Source organism: Kitasatospora sp. NPDC059646, assembly GCF_042734615.1.
In the GTDB taxonomy this organism is placed as follows: domain Bacteria; phylum Actinomycetota; class Actinomycetes; order Streptomycetales; family Streptomycetaceae; genus Kitasatospora.
This window is the reverse complement of the sequence record NZ_JBHWDS010000009.1, coordinates 145,906-168,772: the sequence shown is the minus strand read 5'-3', so window position 1 is coordinate 168,772 and position 22,867 is coordinate 145,906. Positions and strand designations below refer to the sequence as shown.

24 protein-coding genes and 2 pseudogenes are annotated in these 22,867 nt (G+C 73.3%); 9 read left to right on the top strand and 17 right to left on the bottom strand.

Annotated features, from left to right (window positions below; all coding sequences use genetic code 11):
• Window positions 1-7: 7 nt before the first annotated feature.
• Complete coding sequence (locus ACFV1L_RS08935) at window positions 8-301, top strand: WhiB family transcriptional regulator (RefSeq protein ID WP_380364260.1); 294 nt, start codon at window positions 8-10, stop codon at window positions 299-301.
• A gap of 221 nt (window positions 302-522) precedes the next feature.
• Here ACFV1L_RS08935 and ACFV1L_RS08930 read toward each other — a convergent pair whose 3' ends face one another.
• The 3 genes from ACFV1L_RS08930 to ACFV1L_RS08920 all read right to left on the bottom strand — a co-directional run bounded on the left by ACFV1L_RS08930 (window position 523) and on the right by ACFV1L_RS08920 (window position 2,517).
• Window positions 523-990, bottom strand: a complete 468-nt coding sequence (locus tag ACFV1L_RS08930) for an ATP-binding protein (protein ID WP_380364258.1) — start codon at window positions 988-990, stop codon at window positions 523-525.
• A gap of 100 nt (window positions 991-1,090) precedes the next feature.
• Window positions 1,091-1,444 (bottom strand): STAS domain-containing protein, encoded by a 354-nt coding sequence (locus ACFV1L_RS08925; protein ID WP_380364257.1) that lies wholly within the window; start codon window positions 1,442-1,444, stop codon window positions 1,091-1,093.
• A gap of 143 nt (window positions 1,445-1,587) precedes the next feature.
• Window positions 1,588-2,517: an RNA polymerase sigma factor SigF gene (locus tag ACFV1L_RS08920; RefSeq protein ID WP_380364255.1), complete on the bottom strand. Its 930-nt coding sequence runs from the start codon at window positions 2,515-2,517 to the stop codon at window positions 1,588-1,590.
• 217 nt (window positions 2,518-2,734) lie between these two features.
• On the opposite strand from ACFV1L_RS08920, the gene ACFV1L_RS08915 reads away from it, so the two are divergent.
• Window positions 2,735-3,109: a cyclase gene (locus ACFV1L_RS08915; RefSeq protein ID WP_380364254.1), complete on the top strand. Its 375-nt coding sequence runs from the start codon at window positions 2,735-2,737 to the stop codon at window positions 3,107-3,109.
• Between the two features lie 70 nt (window positions 3,110-3,179).
• Here the strand turns inward: ACFV1L_RS08915 and ACFV1L_RS08910 are convergent, their stop codons facing one another.
• Window positions 3,180-3,536: a PRC-barrel domain-containing protein gene (locus tag ACFV1L_RS08910; protein ID WP_380364252.1), complete on the bottom strand. Its 357-nt coding sequence runs from the start codon at window positions 3,534-3,536 to the stop codon at window positions 3,180-3,182.
• A gap of 44 nt (window positions 3,537-3,580) precedes the next feature.
• Window positions 3,581-4,036: a MarR family transcriptional regulator gene (locus ACFV1L_RS08905; RefSeq protein ID WP_380364250.1), complete on the bottom strand. Its 456-nt coding sequence runs from the start codon at window positions 4,034-4,036 to the stop codon at window positions 3,581-3,583.
• Window positions 4,037-4,099: 63 nt separating this feature from the next.
• On the opposite strand from ACFV1L_RS08905, the gene ACFV1L_RS08900 reads away from it, so the two are divergent.
• Window positions 4,100-4,945: an SAM-dependent methyltransferase gene (locus ACFV1L_RS08900; RefSeq protein WP_380364248.1), complete on the top strand. Its 846-nt coding sequence runs from the start codon at window positions 4,100-4,102 to the stop codon at window positions 4,943-4,945.
• A 93-nt stretch (window positions 4,946-5,038) separates the two neighbouring features.
• Here the strand turns inward: ACFV1L_RS08900 and ACFV1L_RS08895 are convergent, their stop codons facing one another.
• Window positions 5,039-6,886 carry a cellulase family glycosylhydrolase gene (locus tag ACFV1L_RS08895; protein WP_380364246.1) on the bottom strand — a complete coding sequence of 616 codons (1,848 nt, stop codon included), beginning with the start codon at window positions 6,884-6,886 and terminating at the stop codon, window positions 5,039-5,041.
• 342 nt (window positions 6,887-7,228) lie between these two features.
• Here ACFV1L_RS08895 and ACFV1L_RS08890 point away from each other — a divergent pair, with 342 nt between their 5' ends.
• Window positions 7,229-8,167, top strand: coding sequence for a carbohydrate kinase (locus ACFV1L_RS08890; RefSeq protein ID WP_380364244.1), 939 nt, complete (start codon window positions 7,229-7,231; stop codon window positions 8,165-8,167).
• A gap of 106 nt (window positions 8,168-8,273) precedes the next feature.
• Here ACFV1L_RS08890 and ACFV1L_RS08885 read toward each other — a convergent pair whose 3' ends face one another.
• Window positions 8,274-9,749, bottom strand: coding sequence for a glycosyl hydrolase family 28-related protein (locus tag ACFV1L_RS08885; RefSeq protein ID WP_380364242.1), 1,476 nt, complete (start codon window positions 9,747-9,749; stop codon window positions 8,274-8,276).
• 94 nt (window positions 9,750-9,843) lie between these two features.
• Window positions 9,844-10,581: an SDR family NAD(P)-dependent oxidoreductase gene (locus tag ACFV1L_RS08880; RefSeq protein ID WP_380364240.1), complete on the bottom strand. Its 738-nt coding sequence runs from the start codon at window positions 10,579-10,581 to the stop codon at window positions 9,844-9,846.
• Between the two features lie 90 nt (window positions 10,582-10,671).
• Here ACFV1L_RS08880 and ACFV1L_RS08875 point away from each other — a divergent pair, with 90 nt between their 5' ends.
• Window positions 10,672-11,517 (top strand): LysR family transcriptional regulator, encoded by an 846-nt coding sequence (locus ACFV1L_RS08875; protein ID WP_380364238.1) that lies wholly within the window; start codon window positions 10,672-10,674, stop codon window positions 11,515-11,517.
• A 103-nt stretch (window positions 11,518-11,620) separates the two neighbouring features.
• Here ACFV1L_RS08875 and ACFV1L_RS08870 read toward each other — a convergent pair whose 3' ends face one another.
• Both ACFV1L_RS08870 and ACFV1L_RS08865 read right to left on the bottom strand, forming a co-directional pair.
• Window positions 11,621-12,967, bottom strand: a complete 1,347-nt coding sequence (locus tag ACFV1L_RS08870) for an FAD-dependent monooxygenase (RefSeq protein ID WP_380364237.1) — start codon at window positions 12,965-12,967, stop codon at window positions 11,621-11,623.
• Between the two features lie 121 nt (window positions 12,968-13,088).
• Window positions 13,089-13,769 carry a histone deacetylase gene (locus ACFV1L_RS08865; protein ID WP_380364235.1) on the bottom strand — a complete coding sequence of 227 codons (681 nt, stop codon included), beginning with the start codon at window positions 13,767-13,769 and terminating at the stop codon, window positions 13,089-13,091.
• 248 nt (window positions 13,770-14,017) lie between these two features.
• On the opposite strand from ACFV1L_RS08865, the gene ACFV1L_RS08860 reads away from it, so the two are divergent.
• Window positions 14,018-14,614 carry a TetR/AcrR family transcriptional regulator gene (locus ACFV1L_RS08860; RefSeq protein ID WP_380364233.1) on the top strand — a complete coding sequence of 199 codons (597 nt, stop codon included), beginning with the start codon at window positions 14,018-14,020 and terminating at the stop codon, window positions 14,612-14,614.
• A 16-nt stretch (window positions 14,615-14,630) separates the two neighbouring features.
• Window positions 14,631-15,035, top strand: a complete 405-nt coding sequence (locus ACFV1L_RS08855; RefSeq protein WP_380364231.1) for a hypothetical protein — start codon at window positions 14,631-14,633, stop codon at window positions 15,033-15,035.
• A 250-nt stretch (window positions 15,036-15,285) separates the two neighbouring features.
• Here ACFV1L_RS08855 and ACFV1L_RS08850 read toward each other — a convergent pair whose 3' ends face one another.
• From ACFV1L_RS08850 to ACFV1L_RS08840, 3 genes and pseudogenes are all read right to left on the bottom strand, one after another.
• Window positions 15,286-15,912 (bottom strand): hypothetical protein, encoded by a 627-nt coding sequence (locus ACFV1L_RS08850; RefSeq protein WP_380364296.1) that lies wholly within the window; start codon window positions 15,910-15,912, stop codon window positions 15,286-15,288.
• A gap of 390 nt (window positions 15,913-16,302) precedes the next feature.
• Window positions 16,303-16,542, bottom strand: a pseudogene (locus ACFV1L_RS08845) (IS630 family transposase); the annotation flags it as partial.
• 543 nt (window positions 16,543-17,085) lie between these two features.
• Window positions 17,086-17,715 (bottom strand): hypothetical protein, encoded by a 630-nt coding sequence (locus ACFV1L_RS08840; protein ID WP_380364230.1) that lies wholly within the window; start codon window positions 17,713-17,715, stop codon window positions 17,086-17,088.
• Window positions 17,716-18,037: 322 nt separating this feature from the next.
• On the opposite strand from ACFV1L_RS08840, the gene ACFV1L_RS08835 reads away from it, so the two are divergent.
• On the top strand, window positions 18,038-18,475 hold the full coding sequence (locus ACFV1L_RS08835) for a hypothetical protein (protein WP_380364228.1): 438 nt from the start codon (window positions 18,038-18,040) through the stop codon (window positions 18,473-18,475).
• Window positions 18,476-18,611: 136 nt separating this feature from the next.
• Complete coding sequence (locus ACFV1L_RS08830) at window positions 18,612-18,929, top strand: hypothetical protein (protein WP_380364294.1); 318 nt, start codon at window positions 18,612-18,614, stop codon at window positions 18,927-18,929.
• An 89-nt stretch (window positions 18,930-19,018) separates the two neighbouring features.
• On the opposite strand, the pseudogene ACFV1L_RS08825 reads toward ACFV1L_RS08830, so the two are convergent.
• From ACFV1L_RS08825 to ACFV1L_RS08810, 4 genes and pseudogenes are all read right to left on the bottom strand, one after another.
• A pseudogene (locus ACFV1L_RS08825) lies at window positions 19,019-19,573 on the bottom strand (transposase); the annotation flags it as partial.
• Between the two features lie 189 nt (window positions 19,574-19,762).
• Window positions 19,763-20,077 (bottom strand): DUF6221 family protein, encoded by a 315-nt coding sequence (locus ACFV1L_RS08820; RefSeq protein ID WP_380364227.1) that lies wholly within the window; start codon window positions 20,075-20,077, stop codon window positions 19,763-19,765.
• A gap of 566 nt (window positions 20,078-20,643) precedes the next feature.
• Window positions 20,644-21,978: an MFS transporter gene (locus tag ACFV1L_RS08815; protein WP_380364225.1), complete on the bottom strand. Its 1,335-nt coding sequence runs from the start codon at window positions 21,976-21,978 to the stop codon at window positions 20,644-20,646.
• 138 nt (window positions 21,979-22,116) lie between these two features.
• Window positions 22,117-22,656, bottom strand: a complete 540-nt coding sequence (locus tag ACFV1L_RS08810; RefSeq protein WP_380364223.1) for a carboxymuconolactone decarboxylase family protein — start codon at window positions 22,654-22,656, stop codon at window positions 22,117-22,119.
• Between the last annotated feature and the right edge of the window lie 211 nt (window positions 22,657-22,867).

Here is a 22,867-nt window from a genome sequence, read left to right as displayed (position 1 = left end):
GCATCCGATGACCGTGATCTCCCGCCTGCCCGGAGCCGTCGAGGAGGAGTGGGACTGGCAGCTGCAGGGCGCCTGCCGGGCCGCCGACTCCCGGCTGTTCTTCCACCCGCCCGGCGAACGCGGCCAGGCCCACGACGACCGCGACCGCGCCGCCAAGGCAGTCTGCGCCCGCTGCCCCGTCCGGGAACGCTGCCTGCGGCACGCCCTCGCCACCCGGGAGCGCTACGGGGTCTGGGGCGGCCGCACCGAGGAGGAGCGGCAGCACATCCTGCGCCGCCGGCGGCGCAATCGCAGCAGGTGAGTCCACGCCTCCGGGCCGGGCCCCCGCCGGACCGCCGAAAGCGGCCCCCGACCATCGGGGGCCGCTTTCGTGGCACCGGGCTGCTCGGCGGAGTCGGGCCCTTGGCACGGCAGAGCGGTTCTCGCGGTGCGAGCCGTACTCGCGGTGCCGAGCGTTCTCCCCGCGCCGGGGATCCGTCGGCGCGGGGCGAACCGCCTGTGCGCCGAGAGGCGGGCGGCGGCTCAGGCCAGCAGCCGGGAGGCGTCGATCTCCGCCCAGATGGACTTGCCCTGGGCGTGCAGCTCGGAGCCCCAGCGGTCGGCGGTGTGCTGCACGATGTACAGGCCGTGGCCGCCGGGCAGGCCGGGGCGGTGCGGGGTGCGCAGCGCGGGCAGGACGGAGGAGGCGTCGGAGACCTCGATCCGGAGCCGGGCGGGGGTGGCGTCCAGCACGAGTTCGAGCGGGCCGCCGGCGTGCAGCATGGCGTTGCCGACGAGTTCGGCGACCAGGAGCACCACGTCCTCGCCGAGGTCGGCGTCGGGCGGGGTGGACCAGGACCAGTCGCCGAGCGCCTCGGTGGTGAACGCGCGGGCCCGGGCCACCGGGCGGGGGACGCCCGCCAGCCGGAGCCGGCGGCGCTGGCCGCCGGGAGGCAGGGCCGCGCCGGCGTCCGGGCGGTCGCCGTCCAGGGTTCCCCGGCTGGGCGTCACGGGCGGGTTCCCTTCGGTCTCGGCGGCAGGCTCACGGGTCGGTTTCCCGACCGGGGCCGGATTATGCCTGGTGCGGTGCACGGCACGCGGCGGGCGGGCCTCACCGGTCGGCGGGGAGGGCCGCATCCACGGTGTCGTGGATGGTGAACACGGCCTTCGCGCCGGTCAGTTCGAGCAGGTGCCGGACCGGACCGGAGAGCGCCGCGAGGTGGAACGGCAGATCGGCCTCGGCGGCGGCCATCCGGGTCTGCAGCAGCAGGTTCAGCCCGGAGGAGTCGCAGAAGTCGACCCGGCCCAGGTCGACGACCAGGGACCGGGGGCGCTGGGCCAGCAGGTGGTCCAGCGCCTCGCGGGCGGGCTCCAGGGTCTCGATGTCCAGATCGCCCGACAGCGTGCACACCGCCGCGTTCGACGGCGTGCGCCGGACCTCCACCGCCAGGGGCGCCACGGGCATGTTCTCGGCTGGCATCCTCGTCCTGTTCCCTCGACCGATCTGGTTCGACCTTACGCATGGCGGGCGCGGCGGTCGATACGGGGTACCCGGTGCGGTGGCGCGGTCAGCCGGAGGCCGCCGGGTACCCCGTGGTTGACGGACCGTCAGATCGCGTCGGCGGCCAGGCCGTTGCGCAGCTTGGCCAGCGTGCGGGACAGCAGCCGCGAGACGTGCATCTGGGACAGGCCGAGGCGGGCGCCGATCTGGGACTGGGTGAGGTCCTCGGTGAAGCGCATCGACAGGATCAGCCGCTCCCGCTCGGGCAGCTCGGCGATCAGCGGCTTCAGCGCCACCAGGTTCTCCACCAGCCCGTACCCGCCGTCGACGTGTCCGAGCCGTTCGGCGGGCTGCTGCCCGTCGCCCTCGCCCGGGGCGGTCAGGTCGAGGGAGCCGGCGGTGTGCGCGTTGGCGGCGGTCAGGCCCTCGATCACCTCCTCCTCGGGCAGCGACATGTACTCGGCGAGGTCGGCGACGGTCGGCTCGCGGTCCAGCGTCTGGGCCAGCGCGTCCTGCGCCTTGGCGAGGTCCAGGCGCAGCTCCTGGAGCCGGCGCGGCACGTGCACGGACCAGGTGGTGTCGCGGAAGTGGCGCCGTATCTCGCCGACGATGGTGGGTACGGCGTACGTGGTGAACTCCACCCCGAGATCCGGGTCGAACCGGTCGATGGCCTTGATCAGGCCGACCGAGCCGACCTGCAGCAGGTCCTCGTACGGCTCCTTGCTGTGGCCGAAGCGGCGGATGGCGAACTTGACCAGGGTCAGGTTCAGCTCGATCAGCGTGCTGCGGACGTACGAGTACTCCCGGGTGCCCTCCTCCAGGCCTGCCAGGCGGCGGAGCAGCACGCGGCTGAGTTCGCGGGCGTCGGCGGGGCTGGCGTGGGCGGGGTCCGCGAGGGCCTCCAGCGCGGACCCGGAGGTCGCGTCGAGGCCGAGGCGCCCGAGGGGGTGGTCCTCGGTCGGCGAGGGCGATCCGATCAGGTCGGAGGTCGCCCCGGCGGGTGCGGACAGGAGAAGTTCATCAGTGGGCACGGGCATGCCGTTCCTTTCCTCGTCTCCGGCCGGTCCGTCCCCGGGTACCCGGTCGTCCGGGAGTCATGCCGGGCAAACGGGTGAAGCTTATGTGAAGAAGGTCACGTCGGTGATTCCGGGGTACCCGGACGGTTTTCCCGTGCATGCCCGCGCGCGGACGGGGCAGGCGGGGTCCGGACGCGGACCGCAGTCGGGCGGCCGCACCCGGTGAGGAGGGAACGCCATGGGCCGGATCGAGGAATCCGTGGAGATCGACGCCCCGATCGAGGTCGTCTACCGGGCGTGGACGGAGCGCGAGTCGCTGCCGGCCTGCATGCGCGGCGGCGCGGACCGCGGGGCCGCCGCCACCGAGGTGGTCCCGCTGGACCGGATCGCCTGGACCGGCGGCGAGGACGGGCAGTCCGGGGTGGTCACGTTCCACCGTACCGGCGACGCCGGCGAGCTCGGCACCCGGGTGATGCTGCAACTGGACACCGAGCCGCACGGCCTGTGGGACCACCTGGTGGAGGGGCTGGGCTTCACCGACCGGCACGTCATCGACGAACTCGCCGCGTTCAAGGCGTACGTGGAGGAGCACCGGCCGGGCCTGGCCGCCTGACCCCGCGGGGCCGGTGAGCGGCGGGGCCCGCCGGGTGCGGATCGTCGGCGGCCGGGGTCCGCGGGTGCGGTCAGCGGCGGGCGAGCCGCCGTTCGCCGCCCGCGCCGGTGACGTACTCGAGGTGGTAGTGCGCGAACACCTCGGGCTCCTGCTCGGCGGCCAGCACGCCGTCGGTGTCGATGGACGGCGCGTTCTTCACGTCGCCGCGCCCGAACGGCACCCGCAGGTAGGACGGGCCGACCACGGCGTCGGTGATCGGCACGAACACCAGGCGGTGCCGGCCGAGCATGCCGACCGTGACGGTGGCGAAGAACGGCTGGTCGGTGGCGGTGTCGACGTAGATGTTCTCCAGGGCGCCGATCTTCTTGGCGTCCTGGTCGACCACGTCCTGGCCGCGCCACTCGCGGATGTCGGCGATCTCGATCATGGACGGCCTCCGATGGCTGGGCGGGACTCCTGACCCGTCCATGGTCACCGACGGTCGCCGGGCCCGCCCGTCCGCGCCGGGCCGTCCTGCGGCAGCAGCAGCTCGGCCAGTTCGTCGAGCAGCTCGGCGACCCGGCGGGCCTGCGACGGGTCCGGGACGGCCGCCGCGATGACCGGCCCGGCGGGGCGGGCGACCCGGGCACGGATGTAGCCGCGGGCCACCTCGGAGGCGCGCAGCAGGGTGCGTCGGCCGTCCGCCGGGTCGGGTTCGGCGTCCAGCAGGCCGCGCTCGCGCAGGCGGGCGACCGAGGTGGAGACGTGGCTCTGGGCGAAGCCGGTGCGGGCGCGGATGTCCTGCACCGAGGTGTCCGGGTGCCGGTACACGTCGGAGATCACCGCGATCTCGCCGGGGGAGAGGGTCGCCGAGGCGTGGTCGGTGACCATCTCCCGGCCGAGCTCCGTCAGTCGCTTGCCGAGTCGCAGCAGCCGTACGCCGTCCATCCCGGAAGGGTACCGGAAGAACGCATCTTCACAGATGTATCTGTGGCGATGTAGTTTTCCGGCATGACGAACCAAGAGCCGGCCGGCCCGGCCGAGACCGCCACCGCCGAGCGGCTGAGCCCCGTGTCCCGCACCGCCCTCGCCGTGGCCCGGGTCCGCGCGTACGAGAGCGCCCGGCCCGCACCGCTGTTCACCGACCCCTACGCGCTCGCCTTCGTCACCGCCGCCGGTGCCCCGCCCCGCCCCGAGGACGCCCGGCCCGGCCCGTTCGCCCGCCGCCTGCTGGCCCACGGCATCCTGCGCACCCGCCACTACGACGACCGGCTGCTCGCCGCCGGCGCCCGCCAGGTGGTCGTGCTCGCCGCCGGCCTCGACACCCGCGCCCACCGGCTGCCCTGGCCCGACGGCACCCGCCTGTTCGAACTCGACCTGCCGCCCGTCCTCGCCTTCAAGGACGAGGTCCTCGCCGCCCACGGCGCCCGGCCGCGCTGCGACCGCACCGCCCTGCCCGCCGACCTCACCGACCCCGGCTGGCCCGACCTGCTCGCCGCCGCCGGCTTCGACCCGGCGCAGCCCACCGCCTGGCTCGCCGAAGGGCTGCTGGTCTACCTCGACGCCGACCAGGCCGCCCGACTGCTCACCACCGTCGGCGAACTGTCCGCCCCCGGCAGCCGGCTGCTGGTCGAACAGGGCCGCGACGTGACCCGCACCCCCGCCGAGGAAGGCCTCACCGAGATGACCTCGCTCTGGCGCGGCGGCCTCGGACCCGGCACCGCCGACTGGCTCGACGCCCACGGCTGGGCCACCCGCTTCACCTCCCTGGGCGACGTCGCCACCGCCCACGGCCGCCCCCTGCCCGCCGAGGCCGGGGCCACCACCAGCGGATTCCTCGAAGCCGTTCGCGCCTGACCGCCGGAACCACGTCCGCCGGCCCGCCCTCGGCAGGGCGGACCGGCGGACGCCGTGGCGGAGTTGCGGTGCGTCAGGACACGACGGCGTCTGTCACGACGTCGCCGTGCAGACCGGCGTGAACGTCGCCACCGCCGAGGAGTCCGCGCGGGTCGCCTGGACGCCGAAGGTGGTCGACGCGGACGGGGCGAGTGCCCCGTTGTACGCCAGGCTGCTGGCCGTCACGCGCTGCCCGCTGCGGACCACGTCCGCGCTCCAACTCCCGCTGATCTGGAGGCCGGTGGGCCACGTCCAGGCCACCTGCCAGCCCTTGACGGCCGCCGTGCCGTTGTTGGTGACCGTCACCGTCGCGGTCAGGCCGCTGCCCCAGTCGTTCAAGCTGACCGTCGCCGCGCACCCGGCGCTGCTCCCGCCGCCCGCCGACGTGGTCGCCGTCACCGCAGCCGACGCCGCCGACACGTTGCCCGCCGCGTCCTTCGCCCGGACGGTGTAGCTGTAGGCCGTCGACGCGCTCAACCCGCTGTCGGTGTACGAGGTCCCGGTCACCGACGCGACCTTCGTACCGCCCCGGTACACGTCGTAGCCCGTCACCGCCGTGTTGTCGGTGGACGCCGCCCAGGACAGCGACACGCTGCTCGCCGTGCTGCCCGTCACCGTCAACCCGCCCGGCACGGACGGCGCCTGGGTGTCGCCCGTCCCGCCGCCGCCCGGGCCGCCGGCGAAACCGGGGGACTTGATCGACGCCAGGTAGCCGTCCTTCACCGTGTTCACGGTCGTCCAGTCGTCGTTCAGGATGCCGCCGGTGTCACCCGAGTTCGGGTTCCACGACCAGAACGTCCACTGGAACGAGTCCGCGCCCGCCGTCGCCGTCGGCCGCAGGTACTGCACCAGAGCCTTCAACCACTGCTGGTCGACGGTGGACTGCAGGGTGGTGCCGAACTCGCCCACCCACACCGGGGCGATGTTCTGGTTGAACAGGTATCCCCAGTTCTTGTCCCAGACGCCCGGCATGTTCGACGGGAAGCTCGGGTCGGAGAACCACGGCTGCTGCGCCACGCTGGTGGCGTAGTCGTGTGCCGAGTACACGACCCGGTTGGCGACGCTCAGTTGAACCGGGTACTGGCCCGCACCCTGCAGGTTGCCGCCCCACCAGGTCGACGAGCCGTTGAAGGACTGCACGCCCTCCACGAAGACCAGCAGCTTCGAGTTGGCCGACAGCACCGCCTCGCCGCCGCGCTGCGCCGCCAGCCGCCAGTCGGTGGCCTGGTCGCCGCAGCCCCAGCAGGCCGGGTCGTGCGGCTCGTTGTGCAGGTCGATGCCGACCACCGCCGAGTTGCCCGCGTACCGGGCGGCGATCGACTTCAGGTTCGCCAGCCAGGTCGACTCCGGCACCGAGGAGGTGTACCAGAGCGCCGACTGCCCGGCGGAGTCCGGGCGGTGGCGGTCCAGGATCACCTTCATGCCCACGCTGCCCGCGTAGTCGACCAGCTTGTCCATCACCCCCAGCGAGTTCAGCCCGACCAGGTCGGCGTTCATCCCGCCCGAGGTGTTCAGGCTGGTCGGGGTGGTGCCCTTGAAGATGTCGTCGCTGTACGGCAGCCGGATGGTGTTGTAGCCCAGCGACTTCATCTGGTCGATCATCGACTTGTAGTCGCGGCTCCACAGGCCGTGGGGCACGTAGTTGGACGTCTCGAAGCCGAACCAGTTGATGCCGGCGATCCGGACCGGCGTCCCGGCCTCGTCCAGGATCTGCCGGCCGCTGGTGTGCCAGAAGCCGGTGCCGGCCGAGGCCGTCGCGGCAGCCGATCCGCCGGGCGCGGCGACCGCGGCGTGCGCCGCCGGGACGGCCGGGGCGGCGAAGGCGGCGGCGAGCAGCGCCGCCAGCGCCGCGGCCGGGGCCGCCGGCCGGCGCCACGGGCGCCGGTGCAACGGGAGTCGCATGGGTCTCGTTCCTCTCTGGACGCGGGTGGGGGCGTCCGGTGGGGGCGGTACGAGCGGGTGGTGCGAGCGGGTGGTGCGAGGAGATGTGCAGGGTGGGAGGGCTGGGGGAGCGCTCCCACTCGGGGTCGGGTAGGCACGGGATATGAGGCCAGACGGGCTCACGCTATGTCAATAGACTTGGGAGCGCTCCCACTTGAGCGAGGGTGAGCGCGGCGCTCGGCTGAAACGTACATCGCTCGGCGGTGACACCCCGGGGCCGGTCGGCGTTGACGCGGGGCGGGTCGCGGTGATGGAGTCCGGACCGGTCCGGTGTGCGTTCGCGCTGATGGGAGGCTGGTTTCGATGGCGGGTCGGTCGATCACCGTGGTCGGGGAGTGCGTCGCCGACGCGTTCGTGGAGCGCGGGGCGGCGCGGGCCGGGGAGTTGGCGTTGCGGGTGCTGCCGGGCGGCGGCCCAGCGAACACGGCGGTGGCGCTGGCGCGCCTCGGCACGCCCACCCGGTTCCTCGGGCGGATCTCCACCGACCCGTTCGGCGACCTGTTCCGGGCCCACCTGGAGGGCTCCGGGGTGGACCTGTCGGCCGCGGTCCGGGCCGCCGAGCCGAGCACCCTGGCGCTGGCCGCGGTCGACGCCGACGGCCACGCCGACTACTCCTTCCACGCCGAGGGCACCGCCGACTGGCATTGGACGGAACGGGAGTTGGCCGCGGCCCGCACCGACGGCGCGGTGTGCGTGCACACCGGATCGCTGGCCCTGGTGCGCGAGCCCGGCGGCCCGCGGATCGAGGACCTGCTGGCCGAGGTGCGGCCCGCCGCGACCGTCTCGATCGACCCGAACGTCCGCCCGCTGCTGGTCGAACCCGAGGCGTACCGGCGGCGGCTGGCCCGCTGGTGCGAACTCGCCGACGTCCTGCGGCTGAGCGCCGACGACCTGGCGCTGCTGCTGCCCGGTGCCACCCCCGAACAGGCCAGCGACCGCTGGCACGAGGCCGGCGCCCGGCTGGTCGTGGTCACCCTGGCCGAGCACGGCGCGCTCGCCTCGCTGGACGGCCGGCGGGTGCGGGTCCCCGCACCGCCGACCACCGTGGTGGACACCGTCGGCGCGGGCGACTCGTTCACCGCGGGCCTGCTCCACTCGCTCGCCGAACAGGGCCGCCTGGGCGGCCGGTTGGACGCCCTGACGGTCGAGGACCTGGAACAGGCCTGCACCTTCGCGGCCCGGGTGGCGGCCCGGACGGTGTCGGTGGCCGGCGCCAACCCGCCCCGGGCCGGCGAGCTCTGAGGCGTCCGGCGAGCCCTGGGCGTCCGGGTGGAGCGTCCGGGGCGGCTGAGCGTCCGGGGCGGCCCGGGAGGAGCGGTCGGGGATGCTCAGGCGTGGTCCGGCGGGGTCAGGAGTTGAGCGCCGACCACTGCCAGACCCCGCCGACCCGGACGTACAGGCGGTGGTTCAGGGTGTCGACGGCGAGGGTGCCGTTCGCCGGGGTGCGGTTGAACGAGGCGTCCGAGACCGGGCCGTTGACCAGGCGCAGCGGCGGGTTGGGGGCGTTGGTGGTCGGCACCGTGCCGCTGAACTGGGCGCCGGTGTTGGCGTAGGTGTTCTCCAGACGGTAGTCGCCCGGGTCCGCGTTGGCCTCGAAGTACACGTGGGCGCCGAGCGGGGCGGTGCCGTACAGGCCGATCACGTCGCGCAGCACGGCGGTGGAGCCCTTGCCGGCGTACACGGTGAGGCCCGAATTGACGGTCGCCACCGAGCCGTTGGCGATCAGCACGTTCTCCAGGCTGGAGGCGACGCCGGCCCAGGTGACGATGTTCTGCGCGGCCCTGTCGCCGGAGGAGCTGAAGTTGCCCGCGTAGCAGTAGATTTCGCGGGCGTGGACGTGCTTGGAGGAGGCGTCGACCTTCAGGTGCGGTCCGCGCAGCAGCTGCGAGGTCTCGAACTTGCAGTCCGTCAGGTAGATGCCGTTCGGGTTGTTGGTCGAGCCGGTGCCCGCGGTGATCCACACCGCTCCGGTGCCGAAGGCCTCGAACCGGCAGCCCGTCAGGTGCACCTGGTTGGTGTTGTCCTGGCTGGACCCCCAGCCGGAGGCGGCGGAGGCGTTGCGCAGCCACAGGTTGGGGCGCGGGTCGGCGATGGTGCCGGTGCTGGACTCCACCACCAGGTTGGAGAACCGCGAGTCCCACAGCTCCACGCCGTCGATGCAGGTGTCCAGGTTGCTGGTGATGTAGACGTCCCGGACCACGGTGTTGTCGTTGTAGTACAGCTCCAGCACCAGGCCGGTGCGCCCGCTGCCGTTGAAGCCGAGGTCCTCCACCGCACAGTAGCGGCGGTGGGTCGCACCGGTGGCGTCCGGGCCCGCCCCGGAGATCCGCAGCAGGATGCCGTTGCCGCCCTTCACCAGCATCGAGGCCTTGCTGCCCGCGCCGGCCAGGCGGATCCCGTTGCCGCCGACGGTGAGCGCCGGGGCGGTGGACGTCGGCAGCACCAGGTACTTGCCGGCCGGGAAGTACACCGTTCCGCCGCCCGCCTGGGCCGCCGCGTCGAGCGCGCTCTGCACCGCCGCCGTGTCGTCGGCCGTGCCGTCGCCCTTCGCGCCGTAGTCCCTGACGTTGTACCAGTCGCCCGGACCGCCGGTGGCGGTGGTGAACGCCCCGGCGGCGGACGCGGGTCGGGCGGTGGCGGTGGTGACCGCGACGCCCGCGGCACCCGCGACAGCGACGCCTGCGACCGCGCGGGTCAGCAGGGCGCGGCGGCCGACGCTCGCACCGGTCGGGCGCGCGGCACGGCCCGGGCTGTCGTCGCGGTTCGGGCGGGTGTCGCGGCCCGGGCGGTTGTCGGGGTCGGTGCGGTCGGTGTCCGGGTGCATGGTGAGGCCCCCCTCGGTGGTCGGGTGCGCCGAGGTGCGCCCCGGCCGGACGGCAAGATCGCATGCTCACCGTCAGGCCGTCAATGGCGGCCCGTCACCAGGGGAGCGGGCCGTCCTCGTTGAAGAACCGGCCGGTCGGGCCGCCGTCCGGAAGGGTGGCCAGCTCGACGGCGATCGCCGCGCCCCGGGCGGGAGTCCGGGTGCCGCGGTGGCCGTTCAGGTCGGTGTCGCAGTAGCCCGGGCAGGCCAGGTTGATCAGGATGCCGGTGTCGCGCAGCTCCTTGGCGTACTGCACGGTCACGGCGTTCAGGAGGGTCTTCGACGGAGCGTACGCGGCCGAGGTCGGCCCGGTGAAGGCGTCCGGGTCCGACTGCAGGGCCAACGAGCCCACGGCGCTCGACATGTTGACGATCCGTGGGGCGGCCGAGCGGCGCAGCAGCGGCAGGAAGGTGTTGGTCACCCGGATCACCCCGAGGACGTTGGTCTCCAGGACCGCCCGCAGCTCCGCCAGGTCCACGCCGGTCGGCTCCTGCGGCATGCCGCCCGTCACCGCCGCATTGTTCACCAGCACATCGAGCCGTCCGTGACGCTCCGTCAGCAGCGCGGCCGCCGCCGCCACGGAGTCGTCGTCGGAGACGTCCAGCGGCACCCCGAAGGCGTCCGCGCCGCGGTCGCGCAGCGCCGCCACCGCGTCCGCGCGCCGCTGCTCGTCCCGGGCGCCGACGCCGACCAGCCAGCCCAGCGCGCCGAGGCCCGCCGCGATCTCGTACCCGATGCCCTTGTTCGCGCCGGTCACCAGCGCGACCTTCCGCCCGTTCGTGTTCTCGTTCATGCCGCCATCGTCCGGTCGGGCCCGGGCCGGTGGCCAGGACCGATCGGGTGAGCGGTGATACCGCGGCGGTATCACCGTAGGCTGGGGCGGGTGGAGACCCGGGAACTGCGCTATTTCGTGGCCGTCGCCGAGGAGTTGCACTTCGGGCGGGCCGCCCGCCGGCTGGGGATGGCGCAGCCGCCGCTGTCCCGGGCCATCGCCCAGCTGGAGCGGCGGCTCGGCACCGTCCTGCTGGAGCGCGACAGCCGAGGCGTGGCACTGACCGACGCCGGGAGCGTGCTGCTGCACGAGGGCCGCACCGCCCTGGCGGCGGTCGCCGCCGCCGAGGCGCGCACCCGCCGGGCCGGCCGGCCGCCCGGCCTCGTGCTGGCGTCGAAGGCGGGCGCGTCCACCGACCTGCTGGCCGTCCTGCTCGACGCGTACGCCGCCGGGCCCGACCCGGTGCCGGTCGACCTGCGGCTGTGTCAGGTCGGCGAGCAGGAACGGCTGCTGCGGGCGGGCGAGGCGGACGCGGCGCTGCTTCACGTGCCGTTCAACTCCACGGCCGGCCTCGACAGCGAGGAACTGCACACCGAGGGCCAGGTCGCGCTGCTCCCCGCCACCCACCCGCTGGCCGCCCGCAGCACCCTGCGGATGGCCGACCTCGCCGACCTGCCCGGCCTGCCCGCGCCGCGCTTCCCGCGCCCCGACGGCAGCTTCCGCGACGGCCCCGGACCGGAGATCCGCGACCACTCCCAACTCGGCCAACTCGTCGCCCTGGGACGGACGTTCGCCGTCCTGCCGGAATCCAGCCGGACCCAGCTGCGCCCCGACGTCGCCGCCGTCCCGGTGTCCGATGCCCCGCCCGTCACCTCGGTGCTGGCCTGGGCGCCGGGCTCCACGTCCCGCGCACTGGCGGGGCTGGTGCGCGCGGCGATCGCGGCGTTCGGTGGCTGAGCGGTGGTGAACCGTGCGGCCCGGGGCGGGCGTCGGGGCCTTGGCGCGGCGGCCGGATCCGGGCGGGCCGGTGCTGAGCGGGCCGGGGCTGAGCGGGCCGGGGCTACCGGTCGGTGGCGGTGGGCGGCTGCCAGGTGTAGGTGGGGGCGGAGCGGTCGAGGAGGAAGCGCGCGGGCAGGCGTCCGGCCAGGGTGAGGGCGGTGTCGCGCAGGAGAACACCCGGGCGGCTGCGGACGGCGACCAGGCGGCCGATGGTGCGGGAGCCCGCGACGATGCGGGAGGTGCGGGGCAGGCGGGCGGTCGAGTAGGCGGGCAGGGCGGTGATGGGGTCGGTGTCGGGCCGCTCGGAGGGTGGGGCGGTGATCGGGTCGGGGTCGGGCCGCTCGGAGGGTGGGGCGTCGGCCGGGGTGGAGCCGGGCCGCCGGGAGGGGAGGGCGGCGGCGAGGACGATCGCGTCCTCGATGGCCTGGCAGGCGCCCTGCCCCTGGAACGGGGACATCGCGTGGGCGGCGTCGCCGAGCAGGGCGACCCGGCCGCGGTGGAACGCCGGCAGCGGGTCGGTGAGCTCCCACACGTCGTGCCGCAGCACCCGGGTGGGGTCGGTGCGGCGGAGCAGTTCCGGCAGCGGCGCGCACCAACTGCCGTACCGGCGCAGCAGTTCCGCGTGTTCGTCGCCGTCGGCGGCGCGCCGGCCGGCCGGGGCGAGGGCGGCCGCGTACACGTACACCCGTCCGGCGGCGAGCGGCACGATGCCGACCAGGGCGCCGCGCCCCCAGATCTCGCCGACGGCGGCCGGCGGGCGGTCCGGGGTGTCGATGACGGTTCGCCAGGTGGTGAACCCCGAGTAGTGCGGCCCCGGGTGGCGGGGGAACAGGTGGCCGCGGGTGGCGGAGCGGATGCCGTCGGCGGCGACCACCAGCGAGGCCGGTGCGGGCCCGTCCGGGGTGTCGACCAGGGCCGGGGCGGTGGCGTCGCCGGGGGCGACGAGGGCGGCCGGGGAGTTGGTGCGGACGGTACCGGGCGGGAGGGCGTCCACCAGCGCGGCGATCAGTTCGGCACGGGCGACCGCCAGCACCGGGTCGCCGAAGTGCCGCTGCACGGCATCCGTGTCGGTCCTGGCCAGCCAGCGGCCGGACGGGCGACGCAGGCCCACCGCCGGGTGCCGCACCGCGAGGGCGCGCAGGCGCGCACCGACCCCGAGGGCGTCCAGTGCCCGCAGCGCGTTCGGGGCGAGGGCCAGGCCCGCGCCGACCGGTTCGAGCGAGGCGGCGCGCTCGTGGACGGTGACCTGGAAGCCGCGGCGGTGCAGGGCGAGGGCGGCGGCGAGGCCGCCGATGCCGCCGCCGAGGACGAGCGCGGGGTGCGCAGCGGGAGTTGAGGCGGGGCGTGGGGCGGGGCGTGGGGCGGGCCCCGGGGCGGGGCGTGGGGCGGGAGAGGCGGCGGAGGGCATGGCTGGGCTCCGATCGGCCGGGCGGGACTACAGGCGTAGTTTCGAGCGTCGTGGGCGAGCGTACTACGGATGTAGTTTCGGTGGATGGCGTGGGCCGGGACGGGTGCGGGGCGGGCGGACCTCAGAGGGTGCGGAGGGTCTCCACCACGGTGGCCGGGCTCCAGTGGCCGGCGGCGCCCGGGCGGGTGGCCAGGTAGGCGGCGGATTCTTCGAGGGTCCAACCGTGGGACTCCGCAAGGCCGGTGGCGAAGTTGGCCAGGTACGCCGGGGTGGGCGGGTTCAACTCGGCATCCGCGAGCGTCCACGGGCAGGTGAAGGTCAGGACGGGGGTGCCGTCGAGCGTCCCCGCGCAGATCAGGGTCTCGTAGCGGCCGGGCCCGATCCGGTCGCGGCCGGTGGTCACGGCGCGGGTGAGATCGAGGTCGATGCCCGGCTCGCGGTGCATCTCCTGGGCGGCGATGTCGGAGAACTGCTCGGCGGAGACCAGGTACGCCCGGGCGGGCACCTCGCCGTCCGGCGACGGGTCGTAGAGACCCATGGCACCACCCCAGGTCAGCGACTTGAACGCGAAGTAAAGGGTGCCGGGCAGCAGCAGCGGCACCGTCCGCGCGGGCAAGGTGCGGTCGCGGCACCCCGGGTACGTACGGTCGCAGCCCGGCGGCCGGCCACCGGCGATGTAGCAGCCGAGACGTTCGGCATGCATGTTCGACCCGTACGCCGCGTACCAGACGGAGGACCAGGGGAGCGGCGTGCCCGGCAGCGCCTGCGGGCGGCGGGTGGGTGTGGGGCGAGTCGCGGTCATGTGACCGACGGTAGTGATTCCCTGACGGTCCGCCGGGAGGTGGCTCGGCGTGTGTCGTGGCGGCGCCTCCGGGCGGCGTTCTGGATGGGAGCGGCGTTCTGGGTGGGGCGGGCGGCCTGGTGAGTGGGGTGGCGTTGCGAGTGGGGTGGCGCCGTGAGTGGGGTGGCGTCGTGAGTGGGGTGGCGTTTGGGCAGGGTGGGTGGGGTGGCGGTTTGGGTGGTGGGCCCGGGCACGGGATGATCGGGACCATGAGTGTGCCGCGCCCGACCCGAATCGCCGATGCCGCCGTAGCCGTGATCGCGGAGCGCGGCCTGCGCGGGCTGACCCATCGGGCGGTGGACGAGGCGGCCGGCCTTCCGGTCGGGTCGACCTCGAACCTGGCCCGGACACGCTCCGCGCTGCTGGAGCTGGCCCTGGTGCGGATCGCCGAGGTCGAGTCCGCGGCGCTGGTGGGTGACGCTCCGGCGGTTCCGGCTGCCTCGGTGGGTGACCGCCGTGCGGCGCGACGGATGCTGGTCGGGGTGGTCGCCGACGGCCTGGAGCATGCGCTGACGGCGGGCCGGGCGTTGACGGTGGCCCGGATCGAGCTGGCGCTCGAAGCCGCCCGGCGGCCCGAACTCCGCGAGGTCTACGACCGGTTGGGAGCCGGTTTCCAGCAGATCGCCGTGCAGCTGCTGCACGCGTGCGGCTCGGCGGACCCGACCGCCGACGCGCGACGCCTGGTGCGCTGGTGCGAGGGCGTCCTGTTCAACGCGACGGCCGGCAGCGGCCACGCCCACCCGCCGGGCCGCGCGGAACTGGCCGCCGACGCGGAACGGTACGTGGCCGCGCTGCTCGACGACTGACGGGCGGGGGACGCACGTGATCGAGCTGCCGAGAGGTTCGTGGTGGGACTGGGACGTGGTCTCCTGGGACCAGGGCCGCCTGGTGCTCGCAGCCGGCCACGACCTGACGTACCACCACGGCCTCGAACTGCACTTCGACGAACCGGAGTTGGTGGCCTGCCCGGCCGCCTTCCACGACCCGGTCTTCCACGCCCCGACAGCCGCCGAGACGGCCCGCGCACGCAACCAACTCGGTGCCGCACCACCCCTGCTGGTCGCCTTCACCGCAGACGCGGGCGGCTCCGAACCGGCCGACGGCCTGATCGCCGCCGGCGGGCTGCGCATCGTCGAAGGGCTGGTGTTCCGCTACTGGCGCGAGGAGTTGCGCCCGGGCGAGCGCCATGCCCCGTGGGTGCGGCCGGTGGGTGCGGCCGGTGAGTGAGTGATGCGCTTGAGGGTGAGTCGGGGGTGGGTATCGGGCGGTGTGGTGGTGGGGCTGCGGCGGCATCTCCGTTGCCGGCGCGGCGGGTTGAGACGGAGCAGGCACCACGCCCGGCGGGGCCGGCCGGTTGGCGAGCGATCGGGGCACCGGCCGGTGCATCGAGTCGAGTCCGGACGGCCTGCGGGACGACCCGCGGCCCGCCGCGCCGCCCCGGCCGGGACTCGCGGCGCGGAGCCGGCGGCGGGTGTGCTCAGTACAGCTTCTTCACCGCGGTGTTCAGGGTGTTCTTCCACGGGACCACCGGCGGATCGCCCCAGTAGCTCTGCCACAGGACCAGCGTCACCGTGTCGCCGTCGCGGCCCACGCCCCACAGGTAGTTGTAGTCGGGGCGCTCGGTGGCGTTGGAGTCGAAGGTGTGCATCCCCTGAAGGGTGGCGCCCTCCTCGACGTTGATCACCCCGTGGTCGAAGTAGGTTGCGGTCACGCCGGGCCGCTGCGGGGCGTGCGCGCAGGCGATGTAGTCCTGCCGGGCCTTGTCCGCGAAGGCGATGGCCTCGGCCTCCGTGTCGAAGACCGCCACCTTCTGCTGGGCGAGAGCGGTCTCGGCGGTGGTGAAGTCCCGGTGCCACACGTTGACTTCGGCCGGCTCGGCGGGCCAGCCCACCGGACAGTCGAAATCGTCGCCCCACCCGCGGGCGGTCGGATTGGCGCGCCACGACTCGGTCTTCGGCAGGTCGGAGATGTACAGGGTCCCCGGCTGCGGCCGCCACTGGTCGGCAGCCGCCGCCCGACCCGGAACCACCCCGGCCCCCAGGGCCGCAACCACCAGCACCGCGGCCCCCGCCGCGACCACGCCCCCGCGCAGCCGTGCACGCACCCCCGTGGCTTCCCTTCCTCCGCGCGCTTCGACCACCCCGTTCCGCCCCGGACCGGGGCAGACTCCGTTCGACGCCAGGGTGCCACCGCCCGTGCGGCAGGGCCCTTCGGTCGGAATGACCGAGCAATCCAGGGCGGTTGACCGAGAACCTGGCCAGTGCGGCAACCGCGGGCGCCGCAGCCGTCGCCCGGACCGGGTCGGGATCACGTCGCCAGGTGCAACGACATCGCCGCGACCGTGCCTCAGATGGCGGGGCGGACCTCCTGTCGCCGCCGCCATCGACCTCGTCGACCAGGGCGTCGCGTTCTTCGGCGTTTCCTGCGGCGACTTGACGACGAGTTGCTCGACGTCGGTGTCGGTGGTCCTCGGGACGCCGGGCCGGGGGTCGTCACGCAGGCCGTCCAGACCCGGCTCGATGAACCGGCGCCACCCGGTGCGGGCCGTGCCCCGAGCGACCCGCAGCCGGCGGGACACCTCCGTGATCGAGTGGCCCTCGGCGCACTCCGGCACGATCCGCGACCCCGGGGCCGGGGCCTGAGCTGTCGTGCGGCGACGCAACCAGGCCTGCCGTACAGCCCGCTGGGCAGCAGTGACCAACAACGGCGGAATCTTCGGACCCGAACGACTCATGCCCGACCAACGACGGATCCCCGCCCCAGGTCACCGGTGGAAACGTCCCAGTGCCTCCATGAGGTGCCGGCCGCGTGGGACGATGGCCCGCTCGGCTGCTGCCAGGCCGGGTCTCTCCTCGGGGACGGGGCACAGACCGGGGGTCGCCCGGCCGGGGCGAGGCGGCCCGGCGACCATCCGCCAAGCGGTCGCCGCCAGGGATCGGCGCCGGCGGCCACGAGGGCCCGGGCACCGTCCGGTCGATCCTCCGTGACAGCCTTCAACGGCGCCGTCGTCCCGTGCTCCATCGAGTCCGGTCCGCGAGTTCGGCCACCGCTTGGGGAGTGTGTGACCCTGTCGCCCCGGTGCAGAGGATGCCCCCGTCCCAGGCAACCGGGGCAGCGCCCGCGTCGGGCCGTGCGCGGAGGTCGCCGTGGGTCTCGCCGGCTCTCGCGGGTCGCACCGGCCCAGCCCGTCATCGTGCCTCTCCGTCCTCGCCGCACCGGCGCGGGCGTCAGCTCCTCCGCACGGTCGCACGCGGACATGCTCACTGCCGGCAAGGAGTCAGTGGAACACGATGGCGTGGCCGCCGGCGATGCTCGCCAGGCATGCCCGGTGGAGCTGGTGCCAGGCGGCGCGCTCCGTTTCGAACGGCCCGTCAGTCGCCAGGCCCGTGGCCGGCCCGGTCTGCTCCGGGTCGGAGGGGGCGATGCCGATCGACGGTGCGATGTCCGCGAGTTCGGCCAGGAGGCGTTGGCTGGAGCCGACCATTCCAGCCCCGTCGACGTTCGCCTCGTCGGGGAGGAACAGCGGTTCGTCGAAGTCGACCGGCACGTAGTAGCCGGCGTTGTCGGAGTGGCAGAGCAGGTGGGAGGTGAGCATCGAGGTCTCGTCCTGGATCTTCTCGCAGTCGAGGCCGTACTGGTGCCTGCTGACCGCCAGGGCCGGTGTGACGGGTTCGCCGAGGTTGGTGAGTACCAGGATGCGGCGCAGCTGGGTCAGGTACCCGTAGGGGAAGCCACCGGAGAACACATGGGCGCGGGGCGGATCGGTGATCTCCGGCTCGTGCCAGGTGATTCCCTCCGCCGTGAGCGCCCGGGCGAGCCGGGCGAAGGCGCGGCGGTGATGGTCGAGCCCCTCGGCGTCATTGCGAGCCTGGTCGTGGAGGAGCCCCACGGATATCGAAAGTCCCATGGGCGCACAGCGTAGGCGCGGCCTCCGACGACGGCGGACCGGCCGCCGCGGTGACAGCCTGCTCAGGAGTGCGCCGGCGTGCCGGGGCCGACGAGTGACAGGCCAATTGCACAGCCCCGATCATCACTGAGGAGAACTCCGACCGTGGCTGACTGTGTACCGGTTCTCACGAGGTCGGCGGACCGAACACCGCGGGTGGGGCAGACGTTGGTTGGCTCACCGGTGCGGCGGCGCGCACTGGTCGGGGCATCGAGAGACTGAGTCTCGCGGCGAGGGGATATTCGCTGTGCCAGTTGGGCCGCCGGTCCGCATACTCTGCGCTGTGAAGGGGACAGCCGGCATCGATGAACTTCGGGAACAGGTGGCGCGCCTGGCCGACAGCACGGTGGAGGCAGTGCAGATTCCGTCCGGTGGCGGTGGCAGATTCGGCCTGCAGCTCTCGGTGCAGCGGCGCCTCAGGTGGTTGTGGGTCCACTCGGTGGCCTGGCGGTTGGACGGTCCGGAGGCCGTACTCGCGGCTTCGGGCGACGATGAGGAGCTATTGGCCGTCGACCTCGCCGCGCTGATCGGCCGGGTGGTCACCTCGGTGGATGTCCGGCTGCCTGGTTGGGACACCCGGATCCACTTCGGGGACAAGGTTCTGACCATCTTTTCCGTGTACCACCAGGATCCGTCTGCGGCGCCGGACTGGACCTTCCGTACGCCGTCCGGGCCTCTGCTCGTGGTTGGGCCGGGCCCGCAGTGGGCGGTGGTCGAATGAGCGTCATCGACCTCGCCGAGGCTCAGCGGCGGATCAGCCCGCTGTTGGGGCAACGGGCCTGGAATGTCCGACGCGGCATCGGCAGCTTGTCACGCTCGAGCTCGGCCGGCCGCTGCCACCCGACGGCCGCGGCACCGTGCACGGCGAATACCACCTGTGGATCATGATGGCCGCATGGCGGCTGGAGACCGCAGACGAGGTGTTCGTCGGGTCGGAGGACCAACGACTCGACCAGGCGCTCACCCGGCTTGAAGGCAGGCCGCTCACCGAGGTTCTGATCCGGCCGCCCGCGTGGGAAACCCGATTCGACTTCGCCGGGCTGCGACTGGAGACCTTCCCCATGTACCGGCGTGATCCCGACGAGGCCGAGTACGACCACTGGATGCTCTGGCTGGGTGCCGGTGACGTGTTGGTTGCTGGCTCCCACCTGACGATTGAGCCGTCCGGTGGCTGAGGCAGTTCAGCAGCACCTCGCGTTTTGAATCTCACGGTTGGGCGCGTGAGAGGGATCGTGACCCGGGTCGTGCGGCGGGGCTGCCGCTCCCACGGCCCCGCGCCGATCAACCGGGCTACCACCTCGGGGAGTTGGGAGGCGGTGACGGCCGCGACATCGGCGCCCGGCTCCAGTCGCACCGCGTCGAGCACCGCCGTCCACGACATCCGCCCCCTCTTCAGCGCGACCACGAACGAGTACGGCCAGCCGGGGATCACCTGGTGCTTGGCGTCGCCCCAGCCGTATGTGTGGCAGAAGGACCCATCCGTGGCGGGTCCGGGCATCCGGCCGCAGCCATGACGAGACCCCCACCGCCAGCACCAGGCGGCCGTCCGTGGCGCGGAGCGGCGGCAGGCCAGCCAGCTCCGACCGTGGCCGGGCGACGTCGAGGCGGTCCTCGTTCAGCACGGCGTACAGGGCACCGTGTCCGCGCCGGTGCTCGGGTGCCAGCGCCAGGTCCACCGGGGTCTTCACCGGCCCGTCGGTGCACAGCATCGCGTCCGTCAGTTCGAACAGCGCGTCGTGCCGTCCGGCCAGGCAGTCGTAGAAGACCCCCGGAAGCGTGACAGCCCCGCGAACGTATCGCACTGCACGCCTTGTTCCAGCACGCTCACCACTACGGCCTTCGCGTCAAGTCCTCAACCTCTTTGTCGAGTTCAGGATCACGCGAAGGCCGTCCAGCGGTCTCCGGAACACCCGGACGAGTAATCATCAGGTGTCCTTGCCTCTGATCCATGACCGATTGCCACTGACGTTTGACCGCCCCCGGCCAGGTCCTGAATGGTCAGGGCTTCCTAGCGCAGTGTCCGAGGACGCCACTCCTCACGGTAGCCGGGGGTGTCGTGGTAGGTCTGGGCAAGGAGTCTGACCGCCGCTCCAAGGCCGGCTGCCCAGCCGGCCTCAAAGTCCTTGCCGGGGGCCGTGTCCGACGGGTCGAGGTGAGCAACCGGCGCATAGAGGTCCGTGACCGCGCGAACCATGTCGATCATGGGGATCGTGCTGTCGAGGGTCACGTCCGTGTCGGGGGGAGCGAGCGACGTGATCATCACGACGTTGTGCTCGTCCGCGTCAAGTTTCGCCCGCACGAACTGGATGAGGCCATCGTTCATGGCAATCATCCTGACCGACGGCCATATGGTGTGCGAAGCCCTTTGTCCGTCCCTGCACGCCTGGTCGGATGGCTGTTGAGTCGCGCGGTCGAGCTTCACCGACAGAAGCGGACGTCGGTCAGCCTTCGGTGGAACGGGACATCGGGTCTGCTTGTTCGAAAGCGGACGTCAATCGCCAAGCTCAGTGGCTGAGCGCTTCACGCGAGCGTCGTTCGTTCCCGTGGCGCCGGATCGCGCAAGGTGGCGACGAGCCCGTGGAAACGCGAGAAACGGGCGTCGGGAACAGTCTCGCCAGGTCGGTGAACACTTTCCTGGGGTTCGCCGACTGCACGAACATCCGGCTCATGCGCGAGGTAGCGGTTGTGAACTGCAGTGACGCGAAGTTCGGGTGTCAGACGGGGGAGAACCTGACGGCCAGGCAGATGTCCGAGATCTCACCAGGCTTCGACGAGAATCGGTACAGGCAGCGCAACACCGTGGAGAGGGCCGCGAACGAGCTGAAGAACTCCCGCGCCGGCGCAACCCGTTACGACAAGGGCCTGTCCGGCGGATCCTGTCGGACAGGGCTAACCCATCGGCACCGGCTCCGGGTGCGCCGGCTGGGATCGTTCGGTGTCGGAAGCGCCGGAAGTCGCCGTGGCTGCCAGGCCGAGGAGGACGGCGGCCACCACTCCGGCGATGAACCAGCCGGACGGGCCGTTCTTGCCGAGGTGGGTGGCGAGGAGGGGGGTGGTGCCGCCCAGGACCGCGCTGGTCAGTGCGTAGGGGAGGCCGATGCCCAGGGCGCGTACGCGGGGCGGGAAGATTTCGGCGAGCAGGGCGGGCAGGACCGTGGTGACGCAGACCAGGTAAACCACGCCGCTGCCGTAGGCGAGCAGCAGACTCGTGAACCGGCCGGTCATGGCGAGGTAGGCCCAGGAGCCCCCGGTGGCGAAGAGCAGGCTCGCCACGACCAGCAGCCGCCGTGGCCCGATCCGGTCGGCGAGCAGGCCGATCGGCACCTGGAGCAGGATCATCAGGGCGGTGGCGCAGACCACGACCCAGAACATCGTCCCGTCCGGAGCCAGCCGCTGCCCCATCGCCGGTATCACCGAGGTCCAGGTGCTGCCGACGGTCGCCATCCCGGCCACCAGGAGGACGGAGCGCAGGACCTGCTGCCGGTGGGTGCGCAGGACCTCGCGCAGCGGGCTGCGGTCCTGACGGGAGCTCACCTCGCGCCGGAAGACCTCGCTCTCGGTGATCCGGCTCCGCAGCGCCAGCAGGACCAGCCCGAGCACGCCGCCGATCAGGAACGGCACCCGCCAGCCCCAGGTCTGCATCACCCCGGGCCCCACCAGGCCGGTCAGCATGCCGCCGAGCATCGCGGCGGTGAACGCGCCCGCGGCGGTGGTGAGCGAGAACAGGCTGCCGTAGAGGCCCCTGCGGCGAGGCGGGGCCAGTTCCATCAGGTACGCCGCCGCGGCGGGCCACTCGCCGCCGGAGGAGATGCCCTGGGCGAGCCGGGCGCAGAGCAGCAGCACCGGGGCGAGGATCCCGGCCTGCTGGTACGTGGGGGCGCTCCCGATCAGGACCGAACCGGCCGTCATCAGGACGATCGCCAGCAGCAGCGCCGGCTTGCGGCCCCGGCGGTCCGCCAGCCGGCCCAGCAGCACGCCGCCGAGCGGCCTGGCCAGCACGCCCACCCCGAGCACCGCGAAGGCACCCAGCAGCGAGGTGGTCGGATCGGCGGAGGGGAAGAACCGCTCCGCGAAGAGCGGGGCGAACAGACCGTACGCCAGCCAGTCGAAGGACTCCACGAAGTTCCCGACCACGGTCGCGGTGACGGCGCGGCGACGTGACCGCACGGCCTCGGGCGAAGGGGCGGGCAGCTGCTGGGGCGGGCTGGCCTCGGTGTGCGGCATGGGTGGGCTGCTCCCGACGCGGACGATGTGAGGGCTCATGATTCCGGGCCCCGCGTCCGCTGCCTACTTCTCGATTGCTCTCTCCCCACCGCCGCGCATCCCGGGCCCCGGCCCACCGGCCGGGGCCCGGGGGCGTCGTCAGCGCGGGCTGCCGTACCCGTGCGCCACGATCCGCTGGGCGCCCTCGGTGTAGTAGCTCCGGTCGGCCGGCAGCTCGGTGTCGAGGCAGCTGACGTAGCGGTTGTACATGCAGAACGCGGCGGCGATCAGCACCGTGTCGTGGATCTCGTCGTCCCCCGCACCCTCCGCCCGGGCGGCGGCCACGGCCTTCTCCGAGACCGGGCGGGCGAACGCCTGGACCTCGGCGGCAACCCGCAGCAGGGCCCGCAGCTGCTCGGAGACCGGTGCGGTCTCCAGGTCGTTCAGGACGGCCGTCACCAACTCCTCGCCGCCGTCGAGCTGCGCGGCGGCGAACGCACCGTGCGAGTCGGAGCAGAACCGGGTCCGGTTGAGTTCGGAGACGTAGGCGGCTATCAGCTCGCGCTCTCCCCGGGGCAGCGGGGAGGGGCCGCGCAGCAGGACGTTGACGAGCTGGTTCAGTGGCGCGGCGCTGTCGGGGCGGTCGGCCAGCAGACCGCTGATGCCCGGGAGATCATTGCCGATGCTGATGTGTGGCACTGTGGTTCTCCTTAACGGCGTTCCGGATGTGACGGTCCGTCGACGGGGATCCCGCCCGGCACCGTCCGGTGTCTGTACCCGGTGCTCCGCGCCGACGGTCTGAATCATTCTGTCCGGCGGACCGGGTCCGATCCATAGGCGGATCGAGGCGAGAATGACGGCGCCGCGGAAGACGTAGGCCCGTTCGTCGTGGCGGCTGGCGACGGCGCGG